Genomic DNA, 12,179 nt, shown 5'->3' with positions numbered 1-12,179 from the left:
ATCAGAGCATGTCCACAGAGCTTATCGTTATCGCGGTTCTGGGGGGCAGCCTAGCGCTCTGGGCGGCGCAGGCCCTGCGCCTCTGGTCTCTCAACCGCCACCAAACCGAGTACACCGAGCCCGCCACGATTATCGAGAAAGCCCTGGTCCACGAGCCGGGGAGTGGCTGGGACCCCGACCAGCGCCACGTGCTGGTCTTCGCCCTCGCCGATGGCTCCCACCGTAACTTCGCGGTGTCGGAGAGCCTCTACAAGGAAGTCCATGCGGGCCAGTCGGGGCAGCTCCACACGCGCGGCTCCTGGTTCTGCGGCTTTGAGCGAGAGAGCAGCTAGCCTCCCGAAAACAAAATGAAGGAGATCTGGGTCAGCCGGTCAATAATAGTGTTATGAAACGACCTACACTGGCCCTCGTGCCCCTCGCGTTGTTGCTCTCCCTCACGGGCTGTGGTGGCTCCGGGACGGCCACGGACAGCGGCTCCCCGGCGGGCGGCTCTGCGGCAAACCGCGCCGCGGCCGGGCTCGGGAGCGGAAGCGCCAGTGCGGTCGATCCTGCCGAGCCCACCGCGGCCAGTGCGCCCTTCACGCCGGTCGGGGTGTTTGTGACCGGCACCGATGCCGCGCAGCCCACCTGGGGCCATGTCTGGGCGAGTGTCTACAAAGTGGAGGGAGTTGGGCTGGACAACAAGCCCATCACTCTCTTCTCCAGCGGCGAAGGCTTTCTCCTGGACCTGACCCAGCCGGGCGTGCTTCCCGGTGCGGGAGCGGCGCTCAGCTCCCTGCCGGGCCTGAACCGGATTCGGGTGACTCTGGGCCCCGCGGTCCAGGCCAGCAAGCCCGACCAGAGCGCGGTGGAGACCATCTCCCTGCTCCCCGCACTACCCAAAGATGCCGATGGCCGCGCGGTCGCAACCCTGACCCTGGGCAAGCCCTTTGAGAGCGGTGCCCTGGCGCTGGCGGTCGATCTGACCAAGTTTGTCCCGAACGCGGGCAAGGCCGGGCTAGAGCTCAGCCTCGGGGAGGCTCCCAAGACTGCGCTCCCGGTGACAGTCGCGGGCCAGCTCAAGGGGACAACCCTCCTCCTGCCCAACGGCGGACGGCTTGCCCTCGCCCTGGAGAGCGCCCAGCTCGCCAACGCCGATGGCAGTGGCCGCCCCAAGCTCAGCGACGGTGCCCCAGCCTTGGTCGAGGGAGCTCTCTCCGCCGATGGTAAGACTCTCACCGCCAGCCGCCTGACCCTGGGCCGCCCCGAGGACGCCTCGCTGGAGGGGACACCGGGCAGTGTGGACAGCAAGCTCGGCACCTTCACCCTGAGCCTGAGCCGCGCCACGGGGATCTTGCCCACCCACCTGGCGGTCTCCGCCACACTTGCCGACAAGGCGGTTCTCCGGGGACGAGGCGGGCTTCCGATCAGCGCGGAGGCGTTCCTGACCGCACTCTCCCAGTCCGGCACCCGTGTCCGTATCGAGGGGAGCTACGAGCCCGCCACCGGCGCGCTCTCCGTGCGCCGCGCCTGGCTACTGGGCAAGAGCCTGCGCGAGGCAATGGCCACGGGCACGGTAACCGCGGAGCCCAAGACCGGAGCGCTCACCCTGGCCCAGCCCACCGAGTGGGATGGCTTCGCCCCCAGCGAGAAACCCCTGCCCCTCACCACCACCGAGGCGACTCTCTACCTCGATGAAAAGGGCGGCTCCCTCACCCGCGAGGCGTTCCTGAGCGCGCTCAAGGAGAAGTCCGCCAGCGCCGTGGGCCTGCTCGATGGCGACGGTCGCCTTGCGGCAACCAAGCTCTCCCTGGTCGCCCCGCTCCCCAAGCCCGAGCCAGAGAAAAAAGCCGCGGAGCCGGAAAAGAAAGCGACCGAGCCCGAGAAGAAGACCACCGAGCCCGATAAAAAATCGGCATGAGCCACGGGGAATCTCTATGAGCTACTGCGAGTTTGTCCGCTCCGGCAAGGCGCACCCGGTCCATGTCCACTACCACGACCAGGTCTACGGCTTCCCGGTGGAGAGCGACGATGCCCTCTTTGAGCGGCTGGTGCTGGAGATCAACCAGGCAGGGCTGAGCTGGGAGACGATCCTCAAGAAACAAGAGGGCTTCCGCGCAGCCTACGATAGCTTCGAGATCGCGAGAGTGGCGGCCTACGGCGACGACGACATCGCGCGCTTGCTGGCCGACCCGGGCATTATCCGCAACCGGCTCAAGGTGCGCGCCGCGGTCACCAACGCCCGCAAGATCTTGGAGCTTCAGGCAAGCTACGGGAGCTTCAAGAGCTGGCTTGACTCCCACCATCCCCAAGAGAAGCCCGCCTGGGTCGCGCTCTTTAAGAAGACCTTTGCCTTCACCGGCGGCGAGATTGTGGGGGAGTTTCTGATGAGCTGTGGCTACCTCCCCGGCGCCCACGACCCCGACTGCCCCGTTCAGCCCCCGCGCCCCCTGAGCGCCTGAAGGCAGGGACCCCACGCACCGCCAGCGCGTACAATGGGACGTGCCGCTGTTTATGAGTATCCACACCCTGCCGCCGGGTGCCTTCACGCCTGAGCGGATTGAGCAGATCGCGCGCCTCGGCCAGCAGGACCCGGTCGTGCGGGGCTACCGCAGCTTCCACAGCCTGCAAGAGGGTCGCATTGTCTGGCTCCTGGATGCCCCCAGCAAGGAGGCGGTCGTGGCGTGGTGCAAGAAAGTCGGGCTGCCCCTGGATGGCGTCACCGAGCTGGAGCTGGAGGGCCATGTCGGGGTGATCCGCCCCGCACGCATGGGCATCCCCAACCAGCTCCAGGCAATTGTCGAGCAGGTCCAGAGCGATGGCGTTGTCGGGCTTGCCACCCTGCGGCTCCGCTCGGGGGACACGATCTGCGCCCTGATCGACAGCGATGAGTGCGAGCCGCTGGGCATTGTCCCCGGCGCGGAGGTCCTGGCGCTCTGCAAGGCGACCAGCATCTCGCTGGCACGCACCGACCAAGAAGAGAACCCTATGAAGCTAAGCTTTCCCAACCAGATCCGGGGCAAGGTGGTCAATATCATCTCCAGCTCCACCCTCGTGATTATCTATATCGACACCCCCGCAGGCCAGGTGGTCTCCGCGATGATCCCCTCCGCCGCGGAGCAGATCGAGCTCAAGGTGGGCGATGAGGTGACCGCGCTCTTCAAGGCGCTCGATGTCTCGCTCGCCAAGAGCTAGGCGCTAGGGCTTTCTCCCCGAGACGACGCGCCCAATCCCCGCCAGATCCAGCGTGATCGCGACCTCTGCCAACCCCGCCTCCCGCCAGAGCTGCGCCACGGCCTCGGCCTGCCCCTGCCCCACCTCCACCGCGAGCAGCCCCCCCGCCACAAGCCGCGCCGGTGCCTCGGCCGCCAGTCGGCGGTAGAGCGTTAGCCCATCGCCCCCCAAACTCGGGTCAAAGAGCGCGGTGTGCGGCTCGAAGTCGCGCACCTCGGGCTCCAGGGTGGGTGCCTCGGCAGGGGCGATATAGGGCGGGTTGCTGACAATCACCTCAAAGCAGAGCTCCGGTGGCAAGGGCGCAAGCAAGTCCCCCCGCCGAAACTCCACCGATACCCCGTGCCGCACCGCGTTCTCCCGGGCTACGTCCAGTGCCGCCTCGGAGATATCGGTCGCCCAGACCTGCACCTCGGGCAAGAGCTTGGCGAGGGTCACCGCAATGCACCCCGAGCCCGTGCCGATATCCAGGAGAGCCCCGCGCTTTTTACCTCCCCCGACCTCGCACCACTCGGTCCCCCCCTCCGGCTGATCGCTCGTTCCTCGCTGCGAAGGGGGGGATGGAGGGGATGCCGCCCCCCTTCGCGAAGCCGGAGGGGGTGGCGAGCCTAAGCGAGCCGGGGGAGGTAGAGCGGCCGGGGGAGGTAGAGCGGCCGGGGGAGGTAGAGCGGCCGGGGGAGGCGAAAACGCAAGCACAGCTTCCAGCAAATGCTCCGTCTCCGGGCGGGGGATGAGCACGGCGGGGGTGACCTGAAAGCTCAGGCCGTAGAACCCGCGCTCCCCAAGGATATAGGCCAGCGGCTCGCGGTTTGCACGGCGGATTAGAAGCGGCTCCAGAAGTGCCCCCTGGCCCCCATCCACGGGGGAATCCGAGCGCAAGATCAGCTGCTCGCGGGTGAGACCGAGGGCGTGTTGCACCAGAATCCGAGCCTCGGTGCGGGCCTCCGCAGCGGGAATGCCCGCATCGGCGAGGCGCTGGGTGGCACTTGCAAGAAAGAGAGAGAGCGTCACACCGGCAGTGTATCGCTCTACAGCACACGATGAAATCCCGACCGAGGGACGAGGGAGGCGGCGCGAACGCGCCCCATAGCAGGACGTTTACCGTCCATGCGCTCCATGTGCCCCCGCCGAGCGGGGGTTAGGGGTAAAATACGCCACGATGACAGACAAGGCAGCGGTGCGGTGGGGGCGAACACTGGGGCTGGCCTTGCCGCTGATCGTGCTCAACACGGGCTGGATCGCCAACTCGGAGATGCGCACCAAGGTCACCGAGATCACGATCACGACTCTGTTTATCGGGGTGGCATTTCTGCTCTTTCTGCTGAGTCTCGGCAACGCGCTGGTGCGACGGCTCGCCCCCCGAGCGGCTCTGCGCCCGGCGGAGCTCTTTGCGGTCTATGTCCTCCTCTCGCTCAGCTCGTCGGTGGCGGGCATCGGCAACCTGGGCTTTTTCACGCCCTTTCTGGTCAATGCCTGGCGCTACGGCCCCGAGCGCGGCTGGGAGAAGTTCTTCCCGTACCTACCGGCAAACCTCCTCGGCCCGCGCGACCCGGCGCGGCTCAAGGCCTTCTACGAGGGGCACACCAGCTTCTTCACGCCCGAGACGCTCACCGCTTGGGCACCGGCGCTGGTGTTCTGGGGCGTGTTTTTGTTCTTGCTCTTCTCGACCCTACTATGCCTGGCCTATCTCTTGCGCCAGCGCTGGGCCGATCAGGAGCACCTGACGTTTCCCGTGGTCGCGCTCCCGCTGGAGCTCTGCCGCGAGGGTATTCCCCTCTTTCGGAACAAGCTGTTCTGGGCGGGGTTTGGCATCCCAGCGTTCTTCTACACCCTCAACACCTTGGCCGGCATGTACCCCAGCTTGCCGTCGCTGCCGTTCAACAAGCCCGTCGATCTCATGGCGCTCAACGCCCCGCCCTACAGTGGGTTTGGGATGGTGGTCGCCCTGATCCATCCGTCGGGGATCGGCTTTGGGTTCCTCATCAACGCCGACATGCTCTTCTCGCTCTGGGTGTTTCATCTGGGCAAGAAGCTCCTCAACTTCTGGGGTGTCACCCAAAACTGGCGGGATTTGGGCACGGACACCCAAAACGAGCACCCCGACCAGTTCCCCTTTATCCAGTTTCAGGCCTGGGGTGCCTGGCTCGTGGTGTGTCTCGCGGCGCTCTTCGCCGCCCGGCGCTACTTCGCCACTCTCCCCCAGCAGCCCGGCGCCCGGGTCGCACTGACGGGAGCCGTGGTCGGTTTCCTGGCGATCTGGGTGATGCTCGTGCTTGCCGGTGCGCCCTGGTGGCTCCCGCTGGTCTTGCTGACGATCTACATTCTCCTCCAGCTCACCCTCGCCCGCCTCAGCGCCGAGACTGCGGTGCTCTCGCCGCTGCTGAACTGGGTGGACCCACAGAGCATGATCACCACCCTCGCCGGGACCGCAGCCCTCTCCCCCACCGATCTCTCCCACCTGGCGACCCTCTCCTGGTTCAACCTGGACTACCGCGCGGGGCTCCTGCCGCAGGCGCTCCAAGGCTTTGTGGGGATGCAGCGCTCCGCCGCCCGCCTGCGCCCCTTTGCCCTCGCCTGCCTGCTCGCGCTCGCGGTTGCGATCACCAGCGCCCTGCTCTGGGACATGCAGTTCTACCATGTCAACGGCGCGGGCACCGCCAATGTCAACCCCTACCGCTTGCTCGCCAGCAGCTCCCCGTGGGCGCGCCTCGCGGGCTGGGTCTCGCAGCCGCGCCCCCCAGACTCCCACGCCTGGCTGGGCGCACTCTTCGGCGCGGGCATGACCCTGCTCTTAGGCTATTTGCGCACGCGCTTTGTCGGCTTCCCGCTCTCGCCCGCGGCCTATGTCCTCAACCTCACCTGGGCCAACGAGCTCTTCTGGCTGGACTTGTTCATCGCCTGGATCTTAAAAGCCAGCGTCCTGCGCTACGGCGGCATCAAGCTCTACCGCACCGCGCTCCCCTTCTTCCTCGGCCTCATCCTCGGCGACTTTGTCACGGGCGCGTTCTGGTCCCTGGTCGGGCTGGGGCTGGGCGCGGAGATCTACCGTACTTTCCCGAACTAAACGGTACACAACAATATGCAGCTAGTCAGTACCGCTTCCTTCGACGAGATGATCGCGCTCTATCTCCGCGCGGAGCTGACGGGGCGGTTCGGCACGCAGGTCGAGGCCCAGCTCGAGCGCGAGGGTGCGAGCCGGTCGGTGGTCGAGAGCCCAGATACCACAAGCCCAACCGAATGTGCCCTCCGCCGTCGGGTCCTGGCAGGCTATCGCGCCTATCTCTTCGACGATCTCCCGGAGCACGTGCAGTGGTACCGAGCAACGCTACCCCCCACTGAGGTGGCCATGGTGCGCTACATGGACTACTCCTACTGGAACGAGCTCTCCCGCCACACACGCCTTCCCCGTGTCGCGGCGGAGGCGATTCGATCGGGTGAAGAGGTATTTGGTGTCAGTAACGCGGGCTTCCTCAAGGCGGCACAGGCCCTACGTGCCGGAGCGCACTTTCCCGAGCTAATCCTTGTCGCCGCCTCCCCCCGCTCGCCTCTGACGGTCTTGGAAGGCCACGTCCGCCTCACGGCCTACCTGCTTGCTCCCGAGTACCTCCCCGAGGCACTCCCCGTCCTAGTCGGCTTCGCTCCCGAGTGTGCCGGCATCTGAGCAAGCTCCTCCAACCCTGTACTCAAAAATTGCCTATACTGAGGGAGCATGATTTCAAAGCTACCAAAGTGGGTGTGGTCGGGGACCTGGGCACTGGCGTTTGTCGGGGGCATGGTCAATGTGGTCGGGCTGCTGGGCTTTGAGCACAAGGCGGTGACCCACCTCACGGGCACGACCTCGCTGCTGGCCACGGCCTTGGCGTCCCTGGACGGACCAGCCGCCCTGCACTTTATCGCGATCATCGGCTCGTTTTTTATCGGGACCGTGCTCAGTGGTTTTCTGATCCAAGATAGCACGCTCAAGCTCGGGCGGCGCTATGGGGTGGCCCTCTTCTTCGAGTCGGTGCTCCTCGCCGGAGCAGTTCCCTTGCTCAACCGGGGCAACCTCCTGGGCATCTACTCCGCATCGTGTGCGTGTGGCCTCCAGAACGCGATGATGAGCACCTACAGCGGCGCGGTCATCCGCACCACCCATGTCTCCGGGATGTTCACCGACCTAGGCATCTTTCTGGGGCACTTCCTCCGTGGCCTGCCTGTGGACCTCCAGCGCCTCCGGCTCTGCCTGATCGTCATCTCCGGCTTCCTCTGCGGCGGAATCGCGGGCACCCTCGCCTTTCACCAGCTCCACTACGCCGCGCTCTTCATCCCCGCCACCCTCACCGCCACCACCGCCCTCGTCTACGGCGGCTACTTCGTCTTTCAGCGTCGCAGCACGTAAACTACGCTCATGAGCCTCGACCATAAAGTATTTCTCTTCGGCCCGGACCACGAGGGGCCGGGCTTAAAAGGGCTACGGCTGCCTTCGCAGCCAACCGAATCTACTGCTCGCGAAGGCGAGCGTCGCCCTCTTAAGCCCGAGGACTCGTTCCTCGGGTCAACTCGTTCCTCGGGTAACTCGGGGTTCGGGCTTAACGGGTATAGTAGCCCATGCCCTTTCCTCCGACGATCTCCCCTGTTCCCACCGCAATTGCCGCGTTTATTGGCCACACCGCCAAAGGCCCGACGGGCTTTCAGTGCGTGACCTCGCTCGCTGAGTTCCAGAGTCTGTTTGGCAAGGGGCTCCTGGGCTCGCGGCTGGCGGCAAGTACGCTCCCGGGTTACCTCACGGAGTCCGTGGCGCTCTTCTTTTTGAATGGCGGGGAGACGGCCTATATCTACTCGCTTGGCTCCCGCAAGGTAGGGAGCGCAACGCCGTTTCTGGAGGCTCTCACCGCGCTGGAGAGGCTCCCTGAGCCCACCCTCCTCACCTTCCCCGATGCCGTGCTCCTGGACACCGCGCCGCTAGAGAGCGTGCAGCTCGCCGCGCTGGCACACTGCGCCAAGCAGCGCAATCGCTTCTGCCTCCTCGATGTCCCCGCCGCCACAAGCCTGCCGCTCCGCGCCCCCCTCACCGGCGACAATCTCTCGTACGGGGCGCTCTACGGGCCCTGGCTCAAGCTCGCCAGTGGGGAGACGCTCCCTGCCAGCGGCGCGGTGGCGGGTGTCTGTGCACGGGTCGATCGGGAGCGGGGGGTCTGGAAAGCACCGGCGAACACCGAGGTGCGCGGGATCGCCGGCGTCACCGAGACCTACACCGAGCGGGAGGTAGAGCGGGTCAACGCCCTGCGCGTGTTTGCGGGCAAGGGCGTCTTGGTCTGGGGCTCGCGCACCCTGGCCACCAGCGACAACGAGTGGCGCTATGTCCCGGTTCGACGGCTCTCTTTGATGGTGGAGGAGTCCCTGCGCCGCGGGCTAGCGGGGCTAGCGTTTGAGCCCAACGATGCCAAGACTTGGGCACAGACCCGTAGCCTGGTCGAGAGTTTCTTAATGGGTCTCTGGCGGCAGGGGGCACTGCTGGGCACCAAGCCGGAGCAGGCATTCTTTGTGAAAGTAGGGCTGGGGACGACCATGACCGCGCAGGATGTCGCCGCCGGTCGGCTGGTTCTTGAGGTCGGGCTGGCCCCGGCTCGTCCCGCCGAGTTTATAATCCTGCGCCTCACCCTCAAGACTTCCTAGCTCCTCTAGAGACCGATCGCAAGTGGGGTGGTATAGTGTCGCAAAAGTTTCAGGAGAGATGATAATGTTGCAAGACCCCGAGAGCGTTTTACGTGCGTGGTACGAACAGGTCTGGAACCAAGGGCGGGAGGCGGCTATCGACGAGCTCCTCGCCGACGATGCCAAGGCCCATGGGCTTGTCGATGCGGAGGGAAACACCGCGCGTGGCCCGGCGAGCTTCAAGCAGGTCTTCCACACGTTCCGCACCGCCTTCCCCGATCTGTGCATCACCCTCGACGAAGTGGTCGCCCAGCGCGATATCTGCGCGGTGCGCTGCACGGTGCGCGGCACCCACCTGGGCGACTCGCTAGGCATTCCCGCCACGGGCAAGAAAGTGGAGTTCACGGGCATGAACTTCGCCCGAATCTCCGAGGGCAAGATTGTCGAGGGCTGGAACAACTTCGACTTTGCCACGATGCAAGCCCAGCTCCAATGAGACTCAAGCCCATCCCCCAGCTCGCCACTTGGGAGGCGCACATGACCGACTGCGCCAAGATCATCGCCGCCCAACCGGGCGCGATCGACCATAGCGGCTGCACACGCTCCGGCTGCAAAGTGCTCAACGAAAACCTGGTGTGGTACTACGACGGCAACCGGGTCTTTCGGCAGATCGCCCGCTACACCAAAGACCGGAGCTGGCTGGAGGCCGCCAAGAAGTGCCGCCTCTACTACCGCTCGTATGCCACCTGCCCGACTGTCGGGCACTATGTCGATGGCTGGCGCAACTTCACCAAGGGCTCCCTGCTCGATGCCACTGAGGACAACGACACCACCGCCAAGCAAGAGGTGCTCCTGATCGCGCGGCGTGGGAAGTTCTCACAGCCCCAGCACAAGGCAGATATCGCGGGCTGGGTTAAGACGCCGTCGTTCGTGGACGCCAGCCGGGAGATCGCCTACGCCATCGAGGCATGGAGCGCGGCCAAGGCGCTCGGGGACCCGGAGTTTGCCGGACGCGACCCGTACCTGGATATCGCCTACTTCCAGCTCGACACCTGGCGCGCCTACCTCCAAGCCTACCCTGCCCGCCCCTACCCCGGTGACTCCGGTGCCAAGTTCCAGCCCTTCATGTTCGCCCTGACCGCCGAGGCCTTGATCGAGGTCTACCAGCAGCCTGGTACCGCGCAGGCCGATAAGGAGAGAATCCGCACGTCGCTGGATGCCGTCGCGCGCCTCACCTACGACAAGTGCTACAGCGCCCCCCACCACGCCTTTATCTCCAACACCGGAAACCCCACCACCTACTGGCCCGCGATCAATCTACTCATCGTCCCCGTCTACGGCTGGCTCTGGCACGAGACCGGTGCGCCGTACTTCCTAGAGGCGGGCGACAAGATCTTCGCCGATGGCGTGGTCCACGGCTGGCCGGAGGTCTGGGGAGGCAAGCAGTTCTCGCAAAACTACCGCTGGAGCTTCGATTATGTCGCCTGGCGCCAGCAAGAGCCACGGATAAAGTAGCCCATGCTCACCGTGCAGGACTACGTGCGGCGCTACTTCGACATGCGCGCCGCACAGCTTCTCGACGCGCCACCTGAGATTCGCGCAGAGTTTACATTTCGTGAGACGCCCCAGCCCCCAAAGCCTCTCCAGGCACTAGAGTCGCGGCTTCCCGTCGCACTCCCGGCCACGTTTCGCACCTACCTGACCTGCGGCAGCTTTGCGGCAATCGAGGCGGGTGACTATATGTTGCCCGGTGTGCCCAAAGACGATCCTCTCACGCTGGCGGAGACTTTTCTCCTCTGCAACGAGCTCTGGCCACTCGGCTACCTACAGTTCGGATGCGGACCTTGTGGCGACCCGCTCTGCTTCGATATAGCCCAAGCCACACAGAGCACTGACTATCCCATTGTCTGCATCGACCATGACCAGGCCCCACACAATGCCTGGCAAAACCGAGAGGCCCTCCAGCCCGCCTGCCAGACAGTCGCTCCCTCATTTCTCGCCCTTCTAGCCAAGCTTTGTGACCCGAGGGAGATATAGCATGAAGAGTTCTACGCAAAGAAAAAATAGGTTTTTAAGAATAGGCTATCTGCTAGGTGGCGGTGTGGCCCTAGTGTTCGGTGGGCCTCCCCTCCTTGGATGGCTGGCCGATGCCGCTGGCCCTCCCTTTGCCTATCCCTTTGATGACCGCAGGTTCGACCAAAAAATCTGGACACAGGCCAACGCCGAGACACAAGACAGCCCACGTGGTCGGATGGTGGTAGACCTCCTGGAAAACTATCTGAAACCGGGAATGTCCGAGGCGGCTGTTGAGCGTCTCCTTGGTGTGCCAAGCTCCAAGCAAGCCCCAGAATACTTCGCCTTGAAAACCACCGGCACGATCTGGTGCTACTCGGTTGGGGCGTGGAGTGGGTTTCGTATGGACGGCGACGGCCTCGCGGTTCACTTCGATACCAAGGGGAAACTGGTGAGAGCATGGCACTACCAGAGCTAGCTTCGCCAGACACGCGGCGGCGGATTGCGGGGCATTTGGTGAACCTGGCCAGCGACGACGACGCCACGGCGACTCAGGCAGAGCTGCGGCTCCTGCGTTTTGGGACAAAGGCTATCGGGCAGCTTCTGGAGCTGGTTGGTAACGAGAACCCGCGCGTCCGGCTTCGGGTGGCCTATCTTCTGGGCAAGACCGGCGCACCGGAGGTATTTCCCGTCGTTGCCGCGTTTGTCCACGACCCCGATGACTTGGTGCGCTACGATGCCGTTATGTCGCTGGGGTATCTCGGAGACCCACGGGCGATTCCACTACTGAAAGAGCTCGCTACCCACTGGGACGATCCCGCCTGTGTCGCCAGCGCGGCCTGCATGAGCCTGGCACGGTTTGGGATCGACACCGACGATTCGTGCTACAATGCGGCACCAAATCCTCACTGAGGGAGAATTTCTATGGCAACTCATGGCCTAAACCACATCAATATCCGCGCCCCACGCCCCCTGCTCGACTCCGTCCGCGATTTCTACTGCGAGATTGTCGGGCTGCACGAGGGCTTCCGCCCGCCGTTCCCCGGCTTTGGCTACTGGCTCTACGCCGAGGGCGCCACCGACGCCGCAGTCGTGCACCTCTACGAGGCCGAGGAGGGCGAGATCCACCAGAAAGAAACCCCGACCTACTTCGACCACTTTGCCTTCGACTGCACCGATTTTGTCGCGGTCGAGGCGCTACTCAATGAAAAAGGCGTCCCGTTTCACAAGACCACGATCCCCCTCACCGGCCAGCTCCAGTTCTTTATCGTGGACCCGGCGGGCAACCGTGTCGAGCTGAACTTCGGGACACCCTAGCCTCC

15 protein-coding genes are annotated in these 12,179 nt (G+C 64.8%); 14 read left to right on the top strand and 1 reads right to left on the bottom strand.

Annotated features, from left to right (window positions below; translation table 11 throughout):
• Positions 1 to 8 precede the first annotated feature (8 nt).
• Genes HNQ39_RS08205 through HNQ39_RS08190 form a run of 4 tightly spaced genes read left to right on the top strand, consistent with a single transcriptional unit; the run spans position 9 to position 3,174 of the window.
• Positions 9 to 332 (top strand): DUF2500 family protein, encoded by a 324-nt coding sequence (locus HNQ39_RS08205; protein WP_184193761.1) that lies wholly within the window; start codon positions 9 to 11, stop codon positions 330 to 332.
• Between the two features lie 53 nt (positions 333 to 385).
• Complete coding sequence (locus tag HNQ39_RS08200) at positions 386 to 1,900, top strand: hypothetical protein (protein ID WP_184193758.1); 1,515 nt, start codon at positions 386 to 388, stop codon at positions 1,898 to 1,900.
• A gap of 16 nt (positions 1,901 to 1,916) precedes the next feature.
• Positions 1,917 to 2,441: a DNA-3-methyladenine glycosylase I gene (locus tag HNQ39_RS08195; RefSeq protein ID WP_184193755.1), complete on the top strand. Its 525-nt coding sequence runs from the start codon at positions 1,917 to 1,919 to the stop codon at positions 2,439 to 2,441.
• 52 nt (positions 2,442 to 2,493) lie between these two features.
• The gene (locus HNQ39_RS08190; protein ID WP_184193752.1) at positions 2,494 to 3,174 is read left to right on the top strand and encodes a TOBE domain-containing protein; all 681 of its coding nucleotides are present in this window, start codon (positions 2,494 to 2,496) and stop codon (positions 3,172 to 3,174) included.
• 3 nt (positions 3,175 to 3,177) lie between these two features.
• Here the strand turns inward: HNQ39_RS08190 and HNQ39_RS08185 are convergent, their stop codons facing one another.
• Positions 3,178 to 4,221, bottom strand: coding sequence for a HemK family protein methyltransferase (locus HNQ39_RS08185; protein ID WP_184193750.1), 1,044 nt, complete (start codon positions 4,219 to 4,221; stop codon positions 3,178 to 3,180).
• 148 nt (positions 4,222 to 4,369) lie between these two features.
• Between HNQ39_RS08185 and HNQ39_RS08180 the strand changes: the two genes are divergently transcribed.
• The 10 genes from HNQ39_RS08180 to HNQ39_RS08135 all read left to right on the top strand — a co-directional run bounded on the left by HNQ39_RS08180 (position 4,370) and on the right by HNQ39_RS08135 (position 12,174).
• Positions 4,370 to 6,274, top strand: a complete 1,905-nt coding sequence (locus HNQ39_RS08180; RefSeq protein ID WP_184193747.1) for a DUF6785 family protein — start codon at positions 4,370 to 4,372, stop codon at positions 6,272 to 6,274.
• Positions 6,275 to 6,289: 15 nt separating this feature from the next.
• Positions 6,290 to 6,871 carry a hypothetical protein gene (locus tag HNQ39_RS08175; RefSeq protein ID WP_184193744.1) on the top strand — a complete coding sequence of 194 codons (582 nt, stop codon included), beginning with the start codon at positions 6,290 to 6,292 and terminating at the stop codon, positions 6,869 to 6,871.
• A gap of 48 nt (positions 6,872 to 6,919) precedes the next feature.
• The gene (locus tag HNQ39_RS08170) at positions 6,920 to 7,588 is read left to right on the top strand and encodes a YoaK family protein (RefSeq protein ID WP_184193741.1); all 669 of its coding nucleotides are present in this window, start codon (positions 6,920 to 6,922) and stop codon (positions 7,586 to 7,588) included.
• 209 nt (positions 7,589 to 7,797) lie between these two features.
• Positions 7,798 to 8,865 carry a phage tail sheath family protein gene (locus HNQ39_RS08165; RefSeq protein WP_184193737.1) on the top strand — a complete coding sequence of 356 codons (1,068 nt, stop codon included), beginning with the start codon at positions 7,798 to 7,800 and terminating at the stop codon, positions 8,863 to 8,865.
• Positions 8,866 to 8,929: 64 nt separating this feature from the next.
• On the top strand, positions 8,930 to 9,340 hold the full coding sequence (locus HNQ39_RS08160) for an ester cyclase (RefSeq protein ID WP_184193734.1): 411 nt from the start codon (positions 8,930 to 8,932) through the stop codon (positions 9,338 to 9,340).
• Positions 9,337 to 10,359: a hypothetical protein gene (locus HNQ39_RS08155; RefSeq protein ID WP_184193731.1), complete on the top strand. Its 1,023-nt coding sequence runs from the start codon at positions 9,337 to 9,339 to the stop codon at positions 10,357 to 10,359. Before HNQ39_RS08160 ends, HNQ39_RS08155 begins: the two co-directional genes overlap by 4 nt.
• Positions 10,360 to 10,362: 3 nt before the next feature.
• Positions 10,363 to 10,881, top strand: a complete 519-nt coding sequence (locus tag HNQ39_RS08150) for an SMI1/KNR4 family protein (protein WP_184193728.1) — start codon at positions 10,363 to 10,365, stop codon at positions 10,879 to 10,881.
• Positions 10,882 to 10,945: 64 nt separating this feature from the next.
• Entirely contained in the window at positions 10,946 to 11,335 is a 390-nt protein-coding gene (locus tag HNQ39_RS08145; protein WP_184193725.1) for a hypothetical protein, read from the top strand.
• Positions 11,317 to 11,769 carry a HEAT repeat domain-containing protein gene (locus HNQ39_RS08140; RefSeq protein WP_184193722.1) on the top strand — a complete coding sequence of 151 codons (453 nt, stop codon included), beginning with the start codon at positions 11,317 to 11,319 and terminating at the stop codon, positions 11,767 to 11,769. Before HNQ39_RS08145 ends, HNQ39_RS08140 begins: the two co-directional genes overlap by 19 nt.
• A gap of 12 nt (positions 11,770 to 11,781) precedes the next feature.
• Positions 11,782 to 12,174 carry a VOC family protein gene (locus tag HNQ39_RS08135; protein WP_184193718.1) on the top strand — a complete coding sequence of 131 codons (393 nt, stop codon included), beginning with the start codon at positions 11,782 to 11,784 and terminating at the stop codon, positions 12,172 to 12,174.
• The last annotated feature ends 5 nt before the right edge of the window (positions 12,175 to 12,179 follow it).

This window comes from Armatimonas rosea (assembly GCF_014202505.1).
GTDB classification, from domain to species: domain Bacteria; phylum Armatimonadota; class Armatimonadia; order Armatimonadales; family Armatimonadaceae; genus Armatimonas; species Armatimonas rosea.
The sequence above is the reverse complement of the archived record's forward strand: the minus strand, read 5'-3'. Positions and strand labels throughout refer to the sequence as shown.